A 21037-nucleotide genomic window follows, 5' to 3' on the forward strand; every position below is an offset into this window, starting at 1 on the left:
CAACCAGCAATGCCGTCGTCGAAACAGAGCCGCACCGCAGCCCTGCCCGCGCACCTGCAGGAGCTGATGCGCAAACGCCTGGCAGGCAAGGCCCAGCGCACCGACACCATCCCGCCTGCCGAGCGCACCGGTGACCCGCTGCCGCTGTCCTTCGCCCAGCAGCGACTGTGGTTCCTGCACGAGTTCCAGCCCGGCGGCGCCGAGTACAACAGCGCGCTCGCCCTGCGCCTGCGCGGTGCACTCGACGTCACCGCGCTCGCCGACGCGGTGGCCGCGCTGGTGGCCAGGCACGAATCCCTGCGCACCACCTTCGACGAGGTGGACGGCCGGGGCGTGCAGATCACCCACCCGCACCAGGACATCGCCCTGGCCACCGCGGTCACCAGCGAGGCGGAGCTGCCGGAGCTGCTGGCCGCCGAGTACGCCCGGCCGTTCGACCTGCGCCGCGGACCGCTGTTCCGGGCCGCGCTGTTCGAGCTGGGCGCGCAGGACCACGTGCTGTTGCTGGCCGCGCACCACATCATCATCGACGGCTGGTCCATGGGCGTGCTCGGTGGCGAACTGGCCGCCAGGTACGCGGGTCAGACCGAGCTGCCCGAACTGCCCATCCAGTACGCCGACTTCGCCGTCTGGCAGCGTGACCGGCTCACCGGCGACGCACTGGACCAGCAACTCGCGCACTGGACCGAACAGCTCAAGGGCATCGAACCCCTTGCCCTGCCCACTGATCGCCCGCGTCCGGCAGTGCGCGGCTCGGCCGGGGCCCGGCACGAATTCGCCTTCCCGGCCGAGGTGAGCACCAAGCTCGCCGAGCTGGCCCGCGCCGACGAGACCACGCTGTACACCGCGATCGTGGCCGCCACCCAGCTGCTGTTCGCCCGCTACTCCGGGCAGCGGGACATCGCCATCGGCACCGTCACCGCCGGGCGCAACCGGCCCGAACTGGCCAAGCTGGTCGGCTTCTTCGTCAACACGGTGGTGCTCCGGTCCACTGTGGACGACAACCGCAGCTTCCGCGAGTTACTCGCAGCGGTGAAAGACACCGTGCTGGACGCCTTCGCCCACGACGAAGCCCCGTTCGACCGACTCGTGGACGCTGTTGGCGGCGAACGGGATCTGAGCCGCAACCCGCTGTTCGACGTGATGGTGCTGCTGCAGAACGCCCAGGGCGAGGCCCCGGTCTTCCCCGGCCTGCGAGCCGAGCCGATCTCACTCACCCGCGACACCGCGAACTTCGACATCACCGCCGAGTTCGAGGAAAGCCCGGACGGCCTGGCCGGGGTGTTCGAGTACAACACCGACCTGTTCGACGCGGCCACCATCGAGCGGATGACCGGCCACCTGGTCCGCCTGGTCGCCGAGGTGGTCACCCACCCCGACCGCCCGCTCACCGAACTCTCCCTGCTCTCCGAACAAGAACGCCACCAGGTCCTCGTCGAGTGGAACACCACCGACACCGACCTGCCCACCGGCACCGTGCCCGCGCGCTTCGCCGAGCAGGTCCGCCAGAACCCGGCCGCGACCGCGCTGATCACCGAACACGGCCCGGTCACCCGCGGCGAACTCGCCGACCGGGCCAACCGGCTGGCCCACCACCTGATCGCGCTCGGCGTCCGGCCGGAACAGCGGGTCGGCGTGCTGATCGAGCGCTCGGCCGACCTGGCCGTGGCCGAACTCGCCGTGCTCACCGCCGGCGCCGCCTACGTGCCCCTGGACCAGCGGGCCCCCGCGGACCGGCTGCGCATGGTGCTGGCCGAGGCGGGCGCGCGGATCCTGCTCACCGACCAGACCTGGCAGGCCACCGCCGCCGAGGTCCACAGTGGACTGATCGAACTCGTCGACGCCGACCACTCCGCCCTGAGCACTCAGCCGCCCGCGGTGGCGATCGACCCGGCGAACCTGGCCTACGTCATGTTCACCTCCGGCTCCACCGGCCGCCCCAAGGGCGTCGCCGTCTGCCACCGGGACATCGTGGCCCTGGCGCACGAACACCGCTTCGGACCCGGCCACCAGCGCGTGCTGCTGCACTCGCCGAGCGCCTTCGACGCCTCCACCTACGAGCTGTGGGTGCCGCTGCTCGCCGGCGGCCAGACCGTGATCGCCCCGCCCGGCGACGTGGACGCCGACCTGATCCGCCGCATGATCACCGAACACGGCGTCACCGGCCTGTTCCTCACCTCCGGCCTGTTCCGGCTGGCCGCGCAGGAGGATCCGGGCTGCTTCGCCGGTGCCCGCGAGGTCTGGACCGGCGGCGACATCGTGCCCGCGGCGGCCGTTCGGCGGGTACTCGGCGCCTGCGCCGGACTGCTGCTCAGCGACGTCTACGGCCCCACCGAGACCACCACCTACGCCACCCAGCACTCGATGTCCACAGTGGACTCGGTGCCGGACACCGTGCCGATCGGCCGCCCGCTGGACAACATGCGGGCCTACGTGCTGGACCGCAACCTCAAGCCGCAGCCGGTCGGCATCCCCGGCGAGCTGTACCTCGCGGGCGCCGGCCTGGCCCGCGGCTACCTGGACCGTCCCGGCCTGACCGCGTCGAGCTTCCTGCCCGACCCGTTCGGCCTGGCAGGCACCCGGATGTACCGCACCGGCGACACCGTGCGCTGGAACGGCGCCGGGAACCTGGAGTTCCTGGGCCGCGCCGACGACCAGGTCAAGATCCGCGGTTTCCGGATCGAACTCGGTGAGATCGAGGCCGCGCTCACCGCGCACGAGTCGGTCACCGAGGCCGTGGTGCTCGCCCGCACCGACAACGGTCAGAAACGCCTGGTCGCCTACGTCGTCGGCACGGACATCCCGGACCTGCGGGAACACCTGCGCGCCGGACTGCCCGAGTACATGGTGCCCTCGGCCTTCCTCGCACTGGCCGAACTGCCGCTGACCGCCAACGGCAAGATCGACCGCCGCGCGCTGCCCGCCCCGGAGGCCGAGGCGGAGACCGGCGAGTACGTGGCCCCGGCCACCGAGACCGAACAGGCCCTGGCCGCGGTCTGGGCCGAGGTGCTCGGCGTGGAGCGGGTCGGCCTGCGGGACAACTTCTTCTCCCTCGGCGGCGACTCGATCCTGAGCATCCAGGTGGTCTCCAGGGCCCGCAAGGCCGGGCTGCGGCTGACCTCCAAGGACGTCTTCCTGCACCAGAGCATCGCCGAGCTGGTCTCCGCGGTGCCGGACCTGGCCACGGCCGAACAGGCCCCGGTGGAGATCATCGAAGGCCCGGCCCCGCTCACCCCGATCCAGCGCTGGTTCTTCACCGAACACGGCGCCCAGCCGCACTTCAGCATGTCCATGACCCTGGAACTCGCCGCGGACACCGACGCCACCGCCCTCGGCCAGGCCGTCGAAACCCTGGTGACGCACCACGATTCGCTGCGGTTGCGCTTCACCCAGGTCGACGGCCAGTGGTCGCAGGACTCCGCCGAGTCCGAACCGCAGCCCGTGCTGCGTGTCGTTGATCTGTCCACAGTGGAGGATCAGCAGGCAGTCATGAACGCCGAGGCGCTGGCGGTGCAGACCGACCTGCACCCCGGCAGCGGCCCGCTGATCGGCGCCATCCTGTTCCAGCTCGGCCCCGACCGCGCCCCACAGCTGTTCCTGGCCGTGCACCACCTGGTGGTCGACGGCGTGTCCTGGCGCATCCTGCTCGGCGACCTGGAATCCGGCTACCGCCAGGCCAAGGCGGGCCAGGACATCACCCTGGAACCGGTCAGCACCCCGTTCACGCACTGGTCGCACAAGCTGATCGAGCACGTCGAGGCCGGTGGCCTGGACGCCGACCTCGCCTACTGGACCACGCGGACCGGCGCGGTCCCGGCCGACCTGCCGATCGACCACCCCGGCGCGAACACCGTGGCCAGCACCAGATCGGTCACCGCCCGGCTGGACGAGGCCACCACCCGCGCCCTGCTCCAGGACGTGCCGGAGGTCTACCGCACCCAGGTCAACGACGTGCTGCTCAGCGCACTCGGCCACGTGCTCGCCGAGTGGAGCGGACAGTCCGGCGCGCTGGTGGCCATGGAGGGCCACGGCCGCGAGGAGATCCTGGACGGCATCGACCTGTCCCGCACCGTCGGCTGGTTCACCTCCCAGTTCCCGCTCGCCCTCACCATGCCCTCGGACATGGGCTGGGGCTCGATCCTCAAGTCCGTCAAGGAACAACTCCGCGCCGTCCCGCACCGCGGCCTGTCCTACGGCGCACTGCGCTACCTCACCCCGGACAGCCCGCTCCAGCACGGCCCGGCCCCGCGGATCAGCTTCAACTACCACGGCCAGTGGGACTCCGGCTCGGCCAACCCGGACACCCTGGTGCGCGGCCGCGGCATCCCGCTCGGCCAGGACCAGGCCGCCGAGGAGACCCGCACCCACCTGATCGACATCGCCGGACTCGTCGACGGCGGCGAACTCGAACTCACCTGGCTCTACTCGGCCAACGTGCACAACGAACGCACCATCAGCGACCTCGCCGAAATGCTGATGGACACCCTGCGCGAGATCACCGAACACTGCGCCACCCCCGGCACCGGCGGCCGCACCCCCTCGGACTTCCCGCTCGCAGGTATCGACCAGTCCACAGTGGACCGACTGGTCGGCGACGGCCGCGAGGTCGAGGACCTCTACCCGCTCACCCCGCTCCAGGCGGGCATGCTCTTCCACAGCCTGGTCGACGCCGACCGCGGCGCCTACTTCGACCAGGCCAGGATGGACCTGTCCGGGGTCACCGACGTCAACGCGCTGGCGAACGCCTGGCAGCTCGTGGTCGACCGCACCCCGATCCTGCGCAGCGCCCTGGTCTGGGAAGGCGTGCCCCAGCCGCTCCAGGTGGTCCGCCGACATGTACACCTGCCCGTCGCCCAGTACGACCTTCGTGCACTGTCCGAAGTGGACCGTGCGACTGAGCTGGACCGGATCGTGGCCGCCGACCGGGCCGCCGTCATCGACCTGACCGCCCCGCCGCTGCTGCGCCTCACCCTGGTGCGCACCGGCGCGGACGAGGTCGTGCTGGTCTGGAGCTTCCACCACATCCTCCTGGACGGCTGGAGCCTCGGCCAGGTCTTCGCCGAGGTCTGCGCCCAGTACGCCGCCCAGCTCACCGGCACCCCGCCGAACCTGGCCACCCGCAGGCCCTTCCGCGACTACCTCCAGTGGCTGGACCGCCAGGACCCGGCCGCCGCCGAAGCCCACTGGCGCACCGTGCTCGCCGGATTCACCAGCCCCACCCCGCTCCCGGCCGACCACCAGCCCGGCCCGAACCACGCCGCCGAGTCCGCCGACATGGTCGCCCTGGAACTGAGCGCGGAGCAGTCGACCCAGCTCAGCAAGCTGGCCAAGGCCAACGGCCTCACCGTCAACACCCTGGTCCAGGGCGCCTGGGCACTGCTGCTGTCCCGGTACAGCGGACAGCGCGACATCGTCTTCGGCACCACCGTCTCCGGCCGCCCCGCCGAACTCCCCGGCGTGGAGACCATGGTCGGCCTGTTCATCAACACCGTGCCCACCCGGGTCGAAGTCCAGAGTGGACAGTCGCTGCTCAGCTGGCTGCGCGACCTCCAGACCGGCCAGACCGAATCCCGCCGGTTCGACTTCGTCTCCCTGGCCCAGTTGCGTTCCTACAGCGACCTGCCCGGCGGCAGCACCCTGTTCGACAGCATCGTCGTCTTCGAGAACTACCCCTTCGACGACAAGGCCGTAGACGAGACCGGGCTGCGCATCCGCGAGGTCAAGGCCGTCGACACCACCAGCTTCCCGCTCACCCTGAGCGCCTACCTGCTGGACCGCCTCAAGTTCGAGCTGTCCTACGACCCGCAGCTCTTCGAACCCGGCACCGCCCGCGACATCGCGGACCGGCTGGCCCTGCTGCTCACCGAGTTCGCCGCCGACCCCGCTCGCCCACTCGGCCGCATCCCGTGGCTCACCGAACAAGACCGCGCCACCACGCTGACCCGGTGGAACAACACCGCACTGGCCACCAACGGCCTGCTCTACCCGGAGACCTTCCAGACCCGCGCCGCCCAGTTCCCCGATCGCACCGCACTCGTCTTCGGCGACACCAGCTTCACCTTCGCCGAACTCAACGCCCGCGCGAACCGGTTGGCGCACCACCTGATCGGCCTCGGTGCCGCACCGGAACGCCTGGTGGCACTGCGGATGCGCCGCTCGGCCGAGTTCGTGATCGCCCTGCTCGCGGTGCTCAAGACCGGCGCCGCCTACCTGCCGGTCGACCCGGACCAGCCCGCGGACCGCATCGACTTCCTGCTCGGCGACGCCAACCCGGTGCTCGTGCTCACCGACGACCTGCTCGCCGCCACCGACCTCAGCGGGCAGCCCGACACCGACCCGACGGTGCGGATCGACCCGGCCAGCCCGGCCTACGTGATCTACACCTCCGGCTCCACCGGCCGCCCCAAGGGCGTGCTGATCGAGCACCGCCAGCTCGCCAACCTGTTGCACAACCACGCCAACGAGCTGTTCCACCCGGAAACCGGCCCCGCCAGGCTCGCGCTGACCGCGGTGTTCTCCTTCGACACCTCGTGGGAGGGCCTGCTCGGCATGGCCTGTGGCCACGAGCTGCACCTCATCGCCGACGAGACCCGCCTGGACCCGAAGGCCCTGGTCGACTACGTGGCCGGGAACCGGATCGACTTCCTCGACCTCACCCCGTCCTACGCGCAGCAGCTGATCCCGGCCGGGCTACTCACCGATCCCCGGCACCGGCCCCGGATCCTGATGCTCGGCGGCGAGGGCACCAGCCCCGCCCTGTGGCGTGAGCTGGCCACCGCCCCGGACACCACCAGCTACAACTACTACGGCCCCACCGAATGCGTGGTCGACGCGGTCTACTGCCGCATCGACGAATCACCCCGCCCGGTGATCGGCCGCCCACTGCACAACCTCCAGGCATACGTGCTCGACGCCGACCTCCAGCCGGTTCCCGCCGGGGTGCCCGGTGAGCTGTACCTGGCGGGGGAGCAGGTCGCCCGCGGCTACCTCAACCGCCCCGGCCTGACCGCGGACCGCTTCCTGGCCAACCCCTTCGGCGCCCCCGGCTCCCGGATGTACGCCACCGGCGACCGCGTCCGCTGGACCGCCAACGGTTTGCTCGACTTCCTGGGCCGGGTGGACGACCAGATCAAGATCCGCGGTTTCCGGATCGAGCCCGGCGAGATCGAAGCCGTGCTGGCCAGTGCGGACTGGGCGGCCGAGGTCGCGGTGATCGCCAGGGAGAACCGCCTGGTCGCCTACCTCGTCCCGGCCGAACACGCACTGGTCCCGGCCATCGCCGAGCTGCGCGCCTTCGTCGGCTCCCGGCTGCCCGACTACATGGTCCCGGCCGCGTTCGTCACCCTGGACGCACTGCCGTTGACCCGCAACGGAAAGCTCGACCGCCGCGCCCTGCCCGCGCCGGAGTACACCACCGCCGAGCAGGTGGCCCCGCGCACCGAGGCAGAACGCCAGGTCGCCGAGGTCTGGGCCGAGGTGCTCGGCCTGCCCACGGTCGGCGTCACGGACAACTTCTTCGAGCTGGGCGGCGACTCCATCCTCAGCATCCGGGTGATCTCCCGGCTGCGCGCCCTGTTCGGTCCCGAGGTCGCACCCCGCGCGGTGTTCACCAGCCCCACCGTCGCCGACCTGGCCCGCATCCTGCCCGCCGCTCAGTCCACAGTGGACCTCACCATCCCGGTGCAGCCCAGGGACGGCGCACTGCCGCTGTCCTTCGCCCAGCAGCGGCTCTGGTTCCTGGACCAGTTCGAGCCCGGCGGCCTGGAATACCTGTCCCCGACCGTGCTCCGCCTCACCGGCGACCTGGACACCAACCGCCTCCGCGAGGCGCTGACCCACCTGGTGGCCCGGCACGAACCCCTGCGCACCACCTACACCACCGTCGACGGCCAGGGCCGCCAGCTGATCCAGCCCCCGCACCCGGTCGACCTGCCGATCACCGACCTGGCCCCGGCCGACCTGGACGCCGCCCTGCTCGCCGAGGCCGGCACGCCGTTCGACCTGGCCACCGGACCGGTGCTGCGAGCCAGGCTCTACCGGCTCGCCCCGGCCGAGCACGTGCTGCTGATCCTGGTGCACCACATCGCCACCGACGGCTGGTCCGCCGGCGTGCTCACCGCCGAGCTGAACGCCGTCTACACCGGCGCGCAACTGCCGCCGCTGCCGGTGCAGTACGCCGATTTCGCCGCCTGGCAACGCGAACAGCTCACCGGTGACCTGCTGCAAACCCAGGTCGACTACTGGCGCACCCGCCTGGACGCACTGGAACCACTGAACCTGCCCACCGACCGCCCGCGCCCGCCGGTGCAGACCCGCAACGGCGCGTTCGTCGAACGCGTGCTGCCCACCGGGATCGCGCACACCCTCACCGCGCTCGGACGGCAGCACGGCGGCACCCTGTTCACCACCCTGGTCGCCGCCACCCAGCTGCTGCTGCATCGCTGGTCCGGCCAGCCGGACATCGCCCTGGGCACGGTCACCTCCGGCCGCGAGCAGGCCGAACTCGACCGCCTGGTCGGCTTCTTCGTCAACACCGTGGTCCTGCGCTCCACTGTGGACGGACGGGACTCGGTGACCGGATTCCTCGGCCAGGTCCGGGACACCGTGCTGAACGCCTTCGCCCACCAGGACCTGCCGTTCGAGCGGGTGGTGGAGGAACTGCAACCCGAACGCGACACCAGCCGGACCCCGTTGTTCCAGGCCATGATCGTGCTGCAGAACACCCCGGACCAGCAGCCCGGCCTCGGCGACCTCGCGGTCGAGGAACTGCCGATGCCGGTGGTCGCGGCAACCTTCGACCTGCTGTTCCAGTTCGTGGACACCCCGCACGGCCTGCACCTTGCGGTCAACTACAACACCGACCTGTTCGACCGCGGCACCGCCGAGCGCCTCGCCGAACACCTCGGCAGCCTGCTCGACGCCCTCGGCCGCGACCCGGAACAACGCCTGGCCGACCTGCCGCTGCTCGGCCCGGCCGAACGGCACCGCATCCTCACCGAGTGGAACAACACCGGCCCGGACGGCGAGACCGACACCGTGCCGGACCGGTTCGCCGCCCAGGTCTGGGCCACCCCGCAGGCCACCGCGGTCATCGCGGGCGCGGACCGGCTCAGCTACGCCGCCCTGGACACCCGGGCCAACCGCCTCGCCCAGCGACTGCGCGCCGCCGGGGTCGGCACCGAAGCCCCGGTGGCCCTGCTGATGGACCGCTCCGCCGACCTGGTGGTCGCGGTGCTCGCCATCCTCAAGGCCGGTGCGGCCTACGTGCCCCTCGACGTCCGCGCCCCGCAGGACCGGCTGCGCGCCATCCTGGCCGCCACCGGCGCCCAGGTGCTGATCACCGACGGTGGCTGGGAGAAGAGCGGCCACGCCGTCCACAGTGGACAGATCCTGCGCGCCGACCAGCCGGGGGACACCCCGCTGCGGGCCGCACCGGTGGTGACGCCGGAGAACCTGGCCTACCTCATGCACACCTCCGGCTCCACCGGTGAGCCCAAGGGCGTGGCCATCCGGCACCGGGATGTGGTCGCGCTGGCCGCCGACCGCCGGTTCCGGCACGGCCACCAGCGGGTGCTGCTGCACTCGCCGACCGCCTTCGACGCCTCCACCTACGAGCTGTGGGTGCCGCTGCTCAACGGCGGCACCGTGGTGGTCGCCGCACCCGGTGACGTGGACGCGGCCGCCATCCGCGGCTACGACATCACCGGACTCTGGCTCACCGCAGGCCTGTTCCGGCTGGCCGCCCAGGAGGACCCGGGCTGCTTCACCGGTGTCCGCGAGGTCTGGACCGGCGGCGACGTCGTGCCAGCCGAATCCGTCCGCCGGGTGCTGGCCGCCTGCCCGGACCTGACCGTGGTCGACGGCTACGGCCCCACCGAGACCACCACCTTCGCCAGCACCCACCGGATGTCCACTGTGGACTCGGTGCCGCCGGTGATCCCGATCGGCCGCCCACTGGACGGCATGCGGGCCTACGTGCTCGACGCCCAGCTCCAGCCCGTCCCGGTCGGCGTTCCCGGCGAGCTGCACCTGGCAGGTGCGGGCCTGGCCCGCGGCTACCAGAATCGGCCCGGCCAGACCGCGAACGCGTTCCTGGCCAACCCGTTCGGCCCGCCCGGCGACCGGATGTACGCCACCGGCGACCAGGTCCGCTGGCTGCCGGACGGCTCGCTGCAGTTCCTCGGCCGCATCGACAACCAGGTCAAACTGCGCGGCTTCCGGATCGAACTCGGCGAGATCGAGGCCGCCCTGCTCCGGCACCCGGAGATCAGCGAGGCCCTGGTCCAGGTCCGCACCGACCACGGCCGCAAACGCCTGGCCGCCTACCTGGTCGGCACCGCGACCCCGGATGCCCTGCGCCCGTTCCTGGCCGAACAGCTGCCCGACTACATGATCCCGGCCGCGTTCGTCACCCTGGACCGCTTCCCGGTCACCGCCAACGGCAAACTCGACCGCCGCGCCCTGCCCGCCCCGGAAGCCGAGACCACCGGCCGGATCGCCCCGCGCACCCCGGTCGAAACCCAGCTCGCCGCGGTCTGGGCCGAGGTGCTCGGCGTGCCCGAGGTCGGCATCACCGACAACTTCTTCGGCCTCGGCGGCGACTCCATCCTGAGCATCCAGGTGGTCTCCAGGGCCCGGCAGGCCGGGCTTCGCCTGACCTCCAAGGACATCTTCCTGCACCAGACCATCGCCGACCTGGCCCCGGTGGTCGGCACCGAGGAGATCGCGCGCACCAGGGTCGAGCTGATCGGACCCAGCGCGCTCGGCCCGATCCAGCGCTGGTTCTTTAGCACCGAACCCGCGCACCGGCACCACTTCACCATGTCCATGCACCTGGAACTGGCCGCAGGCGCCGATCCCGCCGCCCTGCGCACCGCCCTCACCGCCGTGCTCGCCCAGCACGAAGCCCTGCGCATCCGGTTCAGCGAGCAGGACGGCGAATGGCGCCAGGACGCGCACGAGCCCGGCGAGTTCTTCTCCCAGCACGACCCGGCCACCCTGACTGAGGCCGCCACCGAAGCCCAGGCCGGCCTGGACCTCGAACACGGTCCGCTGTTCCGGGCCCTGCTGTTCGGCACCGAGCGGCTGTTCCTGGTCGTGCACCACCTGGTCATGGACGGCGTGTCCTGGCGGGTGCTGCTCGGCGACCTGGACACCGCCTACCGCCAGGCCATCGCGGGCCAGCCCATTCAGCTCGACCCGGTCGGCACCGGCTTCCGCGAGTGGACCCACCTGCTCGCCGAACACACCACCGCGGGCGGCTTCGACGCCGACCTGGACCACTGGACCGGACTGTCCACAGTGGAACACGCGGAGCTGCCGGTGGACCTGGACGGCGCCAACACCGCCGAGTCCACCCGCACCGTCTCCGTCCAGCTCGACCGCACCAGCACCGACGCGCTGCTGCACCAGGTGCCCGAGGTCTACCGCACCCAGGTCAACGACGTGCTGCTCAGCGCCCTCGGCGCCGCACTCACCGACTGGACCGGCCGGGACCGGGTGCTCGTCGCCCTGGAAGGCCACGGCCGGGAGGAGATCCTCGACGGCGTCGACCTCTCCCGCACCATCGGCTGGTTCACCACCCAGTTCCCGGTCGCCCTCGGCGCGGACGGCGACTGGGGCAGCGTGCTCAAGACGGTCAAGGAACGCCTGCGTGCCGTGCCGCACCGTGGTCTCAGCTACGAGGCCCTGCGCCGCCTGACCGCGGACAGCCCGCTCGCCACCGACCCGGACCCGCTGATCAGCTTCAACTACCACGGCCAGTTCGAGGTCGGCAGCGCCGGCGAGGGCCTGATCCGCGGCCAGGGCGAGAGCCTCGGCAGCGACAACGCCCCCGGCTCGGCCCGCCCCTACCTGATCGACGTGGTCGGCGCGGTCACCGGCGGCGAACTGCACCTGTCCTGGCAGTACTCGGCGAACCGGCACCGGGAGCAGACCATCCGCGCCCTCGCCGAGCGGATGACCACCGCCCTGCGCGAGATCGTGCTGCACTGCGCCACCTCGCAGGCCGGTGGCCGCACGCCATCGGACTTCCCACTCGCCCGGCTCGACCAGTCCACAGTGGACCGGCTGGCCGGGGACGGCCGCGCGGTCGAGGACATCTACCCGCTCACCCCGCTGCAGGCCGGCATGCTCTTCCACAGCCTGGTCGACACCGAGGGCGGCGCCTACGTGGACCAGGCCCGGCTCCGGCTCACCGGCGTGCGCGATCCGCGTGCGCTCGGCCTGGCCTGGCAGCGCGTGGTCGACCGGACCCCGGTGCTGCGCGGTCACCTGGAATGGCAGGGCCTGGACCAGCCGGTGCAGGTCGTACACCGCCGGATTGATCTTCCGGTGGAATATTTCGACTGGCGGGCACTGTCCGAGGAGGACACCCGCACCGAACTGGACCGGGTGCTCGCCGCGGACCTGGCCGAGGGCATCGACGTCACCACCGCCCCGCTGCTGCGGCTGAAGATCGCCCAGCTCGGGGAGGACGAGGTGCTGCTCGTCTGGACCTCGCACCACGTGCTGCTGGACGGCTGGAGCACCAGCCAGGTCTTCGCCGAGGTCTCCGAGCAGTACGCCGCCATCACCGCCCACCGCACCCCCGACCTGCCGCTGCGGCGGCCCTTCCGCGAGTACCTGCACTGGCTGGACCGCCAGGACCTGACCGCCGCCGAGGGCTTCTGGCGGCAGGCACTGTCCGGAGTGGACAGTGCCACCGCACTGCCCTTCGACCGGCAGCCACGCGAGGCGCACCGGGCCGAGTCCACCGGCGAACTCGGCCACCACCTCACCGTGGAGCAGTCCGCCCGGCTGCACGAGGTGGCCAAGCGCAACGGGCTCACCGTCAACACCCTGGTGCAGGGCGTGTGGGCACTGCTGCTGTCCCGGCACAGCGGCCAGTCCGACATCGTCTTCGGCAGCATCGTCTCCGGCCGCCCGGCCGAGCTGCCCGGCGTGGAGTCGATGGTCGGCATGTTCATCAACACCGTGCCCACCCGGGTCCGCGTGCAGCCCGATCGGCCGCTGCTGCCCTGGCTGCGTGAGTTGCAGGCCGAGCAGTCCGAGGCCCGCCGGTTCGACTTCGTCTCGCTCAACCAGGTGCAGGGCTGGAGCGAGATCCAGGGCAACCTGTTCGACAGCATCGTGGTCTTCGAGAACTACCCGCTGGGCGATGATTCCCTCGACGGCGCGCCCAAGGTCGGCCAGGTCGACATGGTGGACACCACCACCCTGCCGCTGGCCCTGGCCGCCTTCCTGGACGAGCGGCTGCGGCTGGAACTCTCCTACGACCCCAGGCTCTTCGACGCCGACACCGTGCGGCGCCTGCTCGACCAGACCGCGCTGCTGCTCACCGAGCTGGCCGCGCGACCCGAGCGCACCCTCGCCGAGCTGCCCTGGCTGTCCACTGTGGACCGCCAGCGGGTGCTGATCGACTGGAACGACACCGCGGGCGAACTGCCCGCGGCCACCTACCCTGCCATGTTCGAGGCGCAGGTCCGGCGCACGCCACAGGACCTCGCGCTGGTTTTCGGGGACACCCGGTGCACCTTCGACGAGTTGAACACGCGGGCCAACCGGTTGGCCCGTCAGCTCGTCGTCCAAGGTGCGGGGCCGGAGCGCATCGTCGCGGTCGCTCTGCCCCGCACCGCTGATCTGGTGGTGGCGGTCCTGGCCGTGTGGAAGGCCGGGGCCGTCTACCTGCCGGTCGACCCGCAACTCCCGGCCGAGCGGATCGAGACCCTGCTCGCCGACGCCCGGCCCGCGGTCACCCTCACCGCGGAGCTGTACCACTCGGCCGAGTTCACCGCCGCCACCGCCATCCAGGACGGCCACGACCTGGACCGTCCACTTCGGATGGACAACTCGGCCTACGTCATCTACACCTCCGGCTCCACCGGCAGGCCCAAGGGCGTCAGCGTCGAACACCACAGCCTGGTCAACCTGCTGCTCAACCACCGCAACGACTTCGTCGCCACCGCGGGTGGGAAGTTGCGGGTGGCCACCACCGCGGTGTTCTCCTTCGACACCTCCCTGGAAGGCCTGGTGCTGCTGGCCGACGGCCACGAACTGCACCTCATCGCCGACGAGGTCCGCCTGGACCCGCGGGCGCTGGTGGAGTACGTGCAGGCCCAGCGGATCGACTTCCTGGACCTCACTCCCTCCTACGTGCAACAGCTCATCCCGGCCGGACTCCTCGACGGCGCGCACCGGCCCAAGGTGCTCATGCTCGGCGGCGAGGCCCTCGGCGAATCCCTGTGGACCGAGCTGAGCAACTCGGAGACGGTCAGCTACAACTTCTACGGCCCCACCGAGTGCACGGTGGACGCCTTGTCCTGCAAGGTCGACGGCGATCGCCCGGTGATCGGCCGACCACTGCGCAACCTCCAGGCGTACGTGCTCGACCCGGCCCTCCGGCCGGTCCCGGTCGGCGTGGCCGGGGAGCTGTACCTGGCGGGGGAGCAGGTCGCCCGCGGTTACCTGCACCGCCCCGGCCTCACCGCCGACAAGTTCCTGGCCAACCCCTTCGGCGCGCCCGGCTCCCGGATGTACGCCACCGGCGACCTGGTGCGCTGGCGCAGTGACGGCAGCATCGAGTTCCTGGGCCGCACCGACGAGCAGGTCAAGATCCGCGGATTCCGGATCGAGCCCGGCGAGATCGAGGCCGCGCTCACCGCGCTGCCCGGCATGACTGCGGCCGCGGTCATCGCCAGGGAGGACCAGCCCGGCGTGCACCGCCTGGTCGCCTACCTGGTGCGGGACAACGAGAACACCGACCTCCGCGCCGAACTGGGCCGGGTGCTGCCCGAGTACATGGTCCCGGCCGCGTTCGTCACCCTGGACGCACTGCCGTTGACCCGCAACGGAAAACTCGACCGCCGCGCCCTGCCCGCCCCCGAGTACACCAGCACCGCCGCCGGTTACCGGGCGCCGCGCACCGCGGCCGAACAGGCCGTGGCCCAGGTGTGGGCCGAGGTGCTCGGCCTCGACCGGGTGGGCGCGCTGGACAACTTCTTCGAGCTGGGCGGCGATTCCATCCTCAGCATCAAGGTGGTGTCCAAACTCCGCGCCGCACTCGGCGTGGACGTCTCGCCGCGACTGGTGTTCAGCCACCCCACCCTCGCCCAGCTCGCCGCCGCGATCGGCAGCGAGACCACGGCGGCGATCCCGGCCGTGCCGCGCTCCGGCGCGTTGCCGCTGTCCTTCGCCCAGCAGCGACTGTGGTTCCTGGACGAGTTCGAGCCGGACAGCGCCGCCTACATCTCACCCACCGCGCTCAGCCTGGACGGCCGACTCGACGTCTCGGCACTGCGCACCGCGCTCACCGGCCTGATCGCCCGGCACGAATCGCTGCGCACCACCTTCTCCTCGGTGGACGGCCGCGGCGTCCAGGTCGTGCACCCGCCCACCGAGGTCGACCTGGACCTGGTCGACCTGGCCGGGGACGCCGAAGCGCTGACCGCGCGGTTGCAGCAGGAGGCCGCCAGGCCGTTCGACCTGCGGCACGGGCCGCTGCTGCGGGTCCGGCTGTTCCGGCTGGCCGATGACTGGCACGTGCTCAGCCTGATGCTGCACCACATCGTCACCGACGGCTGGTCCACCGGCGTGCTGCTGGCCGAACTCAGCGAGCTGTACCGGGCCGCCACCCTGGACCAGGCCCCGGAACTGCCCGCGCTGCCCATCCAGTACGCCGACTTCGCGGTGTGGGAACGCGCCACCCTGGCCGGTTCCGCGCTCACCGAGCAGCTCGACTACTGGCAGTCCACATTGGACGGCGCGGTGCCGCTCGAACTGCCGCTGGACCGCCCGCGCCCGGCCGTGCGCACCAGCACCGGCGCCGAACACGAGTTCGCCGTACCGGCCGAGGTCGCCGACGCGCTCAAGGCCCTCGGCCGGGCACACGGCGGCACCCTGTTCATGACCCTGCTGGCCGCCACCCAGCTCGTGCTGCGCCGCTGGTCCGGCCAGGACGACATCTCGGTGGGCACCGTGGTCTCCGGCCGGGAACGCCCCGAACTGGAACGCCTCATCGGCTTCTTCGTCAACACCCTGGTACTGCGCTCCACAGTGGACGGACAACGCACGTTCACCGAGTTCCTCGGCCAGGTCCGGGAGACCGTGCAGGGCGCCTTCAAGCACCAGGAGGTGCCGTTCGAGCGGGTGGTGGACCACCTCCAGCCCGAACGCGACACCAGCCGCACCCCGCTGTTCCAGGCCATGGTGGTGCTGCAGAACACCCCGCACTCCGGCGTCGACCTGCCCGGCCTCGCGGTGGACAACGTGCCGCTGCCGCTGGTCAACGCCAGCTTCGACCTCACCGTGGAGTTCGTCGAGCACGAGGGCGGCCTGCACACCGCGATCACCTACAACGCCGACCTGTTCGACCCGGCCACCATCACCCGGTTCGGCGAACACCTCGGCGTGCTGCTGGCCGGGATCGCCGCCGACCCGGCCCAGCCGGTCGACGACCTGCCGTTGCTCGGCGCCACCGAGCGGGACCGGCTGCTGCTGGAGTGGAACAACACCGACCAGACCGTGGCCCCGGCCACCCTGGCCGAACTGGTCGAGGCCCAGGTGCAGCGCACCCCGGACGCCCCGGCGGTGATCAGTCCACAGGGGACGATCAGCTTCGCCGAGCTGAACGCCAGGGCCAACCGGCTGGCCAGGTTCCTGGTCGGCCGAGGAGCCGGACCGGAGCGGATCGTCGCCCTCGCGCTGCCCCGGTCGGTGGAGATCATCGTGGCCCAGCTGGCCGTGCTCAAGGCGGGTGCCGCGTTCCTGCCGGTCGACCCGGCCTACCCGGCCGAGCGGATCGAGTTCATGCTCGCCGACGCCAAGCCGGTGCTCGTGCTGGACCAGGACTTCCTCACCCAGACCCAGTCCACAGTGGACGAGTGCCCGGCCCACGACCTGCCCAACGTGGTGGCACTTGGCAACGCCGCCTACGTCATCTACACCTCCGGCTCCACCGGCAAGCCCAAGGGCGTGGTGGTCTCGCACGCCGGACTGGCCGGCTTCTCCGCAGCCGAGATCGACCGGTTCGAGGTCCAGCCCGGCGACCGGGTGCTGGAGTTCGCCTCACCCAGCTTCGACGCCTCCATCCTCGAACTGTGCATGGCGCTGCCCGCCGGGGCCGCCCTGGTGGTGCCGCCGCCAGGACCGCTGCTCGGTGACCAGCTCGCCGAAGTCCTGGCTGCCCAACGGGTCACGCACGCGCTGATCCCGCCCGCCGCGCTGGCCACCGTGCCCGAGACCGAGCTGCCCGAGTTCCGCACCCTGATCGTCGGCGGCGACGCCTGCTCGGCCGACCTGGTCGCCCGCTGGGCGCCCGGCCGCCGGATGATCAACGCCTACGGGCCGACCGAGTCCACCGTGGTCGCCACCTGGAGCGAACCCCTGGTGCCCGGCGGGACACCGCCGATCGGCGGGCCGATCTGGAACACCCAGGTCTACGTGCTCGACCAGCGGCTGCGGCCGGTGCCCACCGGCGTGCCGGGGGAGCTGTACGTGGCAGGCGACGGCCTGGCCCGCGGTTACCTCAACCGCCCCGGCCTGACCGCGGATCGCTTCCTGCCCAACCCGTTCAGCCTGGACGGCGGCCGGATGTACCGCACCGGTGACGTGGTGCGCTGGACCGGCATGGGGCAGCTGGAGTTCGTGGGCCGGGCCGACGACCAGGTCAAGATCCGCGGCTTCCGGATCGAGCTGGGCGAGGTGGAATCGGTGCTGCTGCGCCACCCCTACATCGCCGAGGCCATCGCCGAGGTCCGGGTGGAAGGCCAGCGCAAACGCCTGGTCGCCTACGTGGTCCCGGCCGGGCAGGAGGTCACCGCGCTGGAACTGCGCGAGTTCGTCGCGGCCACCCTGCCCGACTACATGGTGCCCTCCTCGATCAACCTGCTCGAACGGTTGCCGTTGACCCCCAACGGCAAGGTCGACCGCAAGGCCCTGCCCGAACCCGAGGCCGGACCCGAACTCACCGCCGCCTACCGGGCACCGGAAACCCCGGCGGAGAAGGCCCTCGCCGAGATCTGGGCCGAGGTGCTCGGCCTGGCCAGGGTCGGCACCGCGGACAACTTCTTCGAGCTGGGCGGCGACTCCATCCTGACCATCCAGGTGGTCTCCAGGGCGCACAAGGCCGGCTACGCCTTCACCACCAAGGACCTCTTCGCCAACCAGACCATCGGCGGCCTGGCCAAGGTGGTCACCGAGATCGAGGCCGGGCAGGCCGGGCAGGAGGCCGCGGTCGGCGCGGTGCCGCTCACCCCGATCCAGGACTGGTTCTTCGGCGCCTACCAGGCCAACCCGCACCACTTCAACCAGTCCGCGCTGCTCGAACTCGACCACAACGCCGACCCGGCCGCGCTGGAGGCCGCGGTGCAGGCACTGCTGGAACACCACGACGCGTTGCGCATGCTCTTCGAGCAGGTCGACGGCCAGTGGCACCAGTACAACCCGCCGTTCACCCCCGCCGGGATCATCCGCGGCCACGATCTGTCCACTGTGGACCCTGCAGAGCAGCGGGCCGCGATGGAACGGGTCGCCGACCAGGTGCACGCGAGCTTCAACCTGGGGGAGGGCCCGCAGCTCAAGGCGGTGCTCTTCGACTGCGGCCCGGCCCGCCCGCACCTGTTCCTGGCCGTGCACCACGCGGTGGTGGACGGGGTGTCCTGGCGGGTGCTGCTGGACGACCTGGACACCGCCTACCAGCAGGCCGCCCGCGGCGCCAAGGTCGACCTCGGCCCGCGCTCGACCTCCTTCCGGGACTGGGCGATCCGGCTGTCCGAACACGTGGCCGGCGGTGGTCTCGACCACGAGCTGACCCACTGGACCCGCGCGCTCGACGGCGCGGAACTGCCGGTGGACCACCGGGACCGGCCGGTCGAGGAACCCGCCACGGTGACCGTGGAACTGAGCAGGCAGGCCACCGAGGCGCTGCTCTTCGCCGCGCCCACGGTGTACCGCACCCGGATCAACGACGTCCTGCTCACCGCGCTGGCCTGGGCGATCAGCCGATGGACCGGGCAGGAACGGGTGTCGGTGGACCTGGAGGGCCACGGCAGGGAGGAGATCCTGGACGGGATCGACCTCTCCCGCACGGTCGGCTGGTTCACCACCATGTTCCCGGTCGGCCTCGAGGTCCCGGCCACCGGCGAGACCAACTGGCGCACCCTGATCAAATCGGTGCGGCGGCAACTGCGGGCCCTGCCCAACAACGGGTTCGGCTTCGGCGCGCTCCGCCACCTCGGCACCCCCGAGGTACGCGAACAGCTCGCCGCGGGCCGGCGCGCGCAGATCGTGTTCAACTACCTCGGCCAGTGGGACAGCGCGGTCCGCGGCGAGGCCGAAGCCGGTCTCTACCACGCCGCACACGGCTCCATCGGCCAGGAGGAGGACCACGCCAACCAGGGCGAGCACCTCCTCGAAGTGGTCGGCGCGGCAGGTGGCGGACAGCTGAGATTCGCCTGGCACTACCGGCCGGACACCCACGATCAGTCCACAGTGGAGCGCGTGGCGGCGGACTTCCGCACCGCGCTGGAGCAGATCGCCCTGGACTGCGGAGGAAAGCAGTGAGCAGCCCCGACACCCGCCTGGTCCCGTTGTCCCGCAACCGGAACTACCAGCTGCTGTGGGTCAGCCAGGCCAGCGCCGAACTCGGCGTCAACATCAGCACCTTCGCCTTCCCGCTGGTCGTGCTCGCGGTCACCGGCTCACCCGCGGCCTCCGGCCTGGTGCTGGGCACCATGTCCGCGATGCGGCTGCTGATCGGCCTGCCCGCCGGCGCGCTGGCCGATCGCTGGAACCGCAAGGCGGTGCTGGTGCTGTGCGAGGCCGCGCAGGCCATCGCCGCGGGCAGCCTGGTGCTCGCGCTGTGGTGGGACGTGGCCACCGTGCCGCACATGGTCGCGGTCGCCGCGGTGATCGGCATCGCCGCCGCGCTGTTCGAACCGGCCGAGGAAGCCACCCTGCCCAACCTGGTCCCGGTGGAACAGCTCGGCACCGCGGTCTCCATCAACGCCGCCCGCGGTTACCTGGCCCAGCTGCTGGGCACCGCGGCCGGTGGTTTCCTGTTCGCACTCGGCCGGGTGGTGCCGTTCCTGGTCGACCTCATCACACACACGATCGCCTTCCTCGGCCTGCTGTTCCTGCGGTTGCCCAAGCAGGAACGGAAGAACGCGCCGATCGGCAAACTCGGCGGCGAGATCGTCACCGGCGTGCGCTGGGTCTGGCAGCAACGTCCACTTCGGACCATGGCGCTGTGCGCGGTGCTGCTCAACCTGTTCTTCACCGCCTTCTACCTGATCGTGATCATCCTGGCGCAGAGCCGGAACGTGCCTGCCGGTGAGATCGGCGTGATGGCCGCGATGCTGGGCGTCGGCGGACTGCTCGGCGCGCTGGCCGCCCCGCTGCTGCACCGGCTGATCAGCCCCGCGGTGTCCATCATCGCGGTGTTCTGGGTGCTGGCCGCGCTGACCCCGCTCACCCTGCTCATCCACAGCGGTTACCTGATGGGCGTGCTGTTCGCAGGCATGGCCTTCACCCTGCCCGCGGCCAACACCACGATCCACACCTACCAGCTGCTGTTGACCCCGGATGAGCTGCGCGGCAGGCTGGGCGGCGTGATGGGGGTGGCCACCGGTGTCGCGGGCACCGCGGGCCCGGCCCTCGGCGGCGTGCTGATGGAAACCCTCGACGCCCAGACCGCCGTACTGGTCTGCACCACGGGAATCGCCTTGGTCGCCTTGCTGGTGACCTTGAGCCCGACCCTACGAAACTTCCCCCGGCCTGATGAGGCCACCACCACGGAGAAAGGGCAGGTCAATGTCTGAGGACGGCAAGTACCAGGTGCTGGTCAACGACGAGGAGCAGTACTCGCTGTGGCCGGTGGGCACCGAGCTGCCGGCCGGGTGGCGGGCGGTCGGCAAGCAGGGCAGCAAGGACGAGTGCATGAAGTACGTGGACGAGGTCTGGACCGACATGCGCCCGAAGAGCCTGCGGGAGCGGATGGACAACGGCGCGCGCTGACCCCGCGGCACGGGGACGCCGGAAC

General features: G+C 71.3%; 3 protein-coding genes. All 3 read left to right on the forward strand.

What is annotated here, in order from left to right; all coding sequences use genetic code 11:
- The first annotated feature begins 9 nt into the window (after window positions 1-9).
- The 3 genes from HNR67_RS16285 to HNR67_RS16295 are packed head-to-tail and all read left to right on the forward strand — an operon-like array spanning window position 10 to window position 21012.
- Window positions 10-19560: a non-ribosomal peptide synthase/polyketide synthase gene (locus HNR67_RS16285; RefSeq protein WP_185003026.1), complete on the forward strand. Its 19551-nt coding sequence runs from the start codon at window positions 10-12 to the stop codon at window positions 19558-19560.
- Complete coding sequence (locus tag HNR67_RS16290; RefSeq protein WP_312987384.1) at window positions 19557-20816, forward strand: MFS transporter; 1260 nt, start codon at window positions 19557-19559, stop codon at window positions 20814-20816. Before HNR67_RS16285 ends, HNR67_RS16290 begins: the two co-directional genes overlap by 4 nt.
- The gene (locus tag HNR67_RS16295; protein WP_185003027.1) at window positions 20809-21012 is read left to right on the forward strand and encodes an MbtH family protein; all 204 of its coding nucleotides are present in this window, start codon (window positions 20809-20811) and stop codon (window positions 21010-21012) included. Before HNR67_RS16290 ends, HNR67_RS16295 begins: the two co-directional genes overlap by 8 nt.
- The last annotated feature ends 25 nt before the right edge of the window (window positions 21013-21037 follow it).

It is taken from the genome of Crossiella cryophila (genome assembly GCF_014204915.1).
Classification (GTDB): Bacteria; Actinomycetota; Actinomycetes; order Mycobacteriales; family Pseudonocardiaceae; genus Crossiella; species Crossiella cryophila.

What these genes read in the sequence shown, in the direction of transcription:
- HNR67_RS16295 (WP_185003027.1), top strand. Translation starts at nt 20,809, where the DNA reads ATGTCTGAGGACGGCAAGTACCAGGTGCTGGTCAACGACGAGGAGCAG.
- HNR67_RS16285 (WP_185003026.1), top strand. Translation starts at nt 10, where the DNA reads ATGCCGTCGTCGAAACAGAGCCGCACCGCAGCCCTGCCCGCGCACCTG.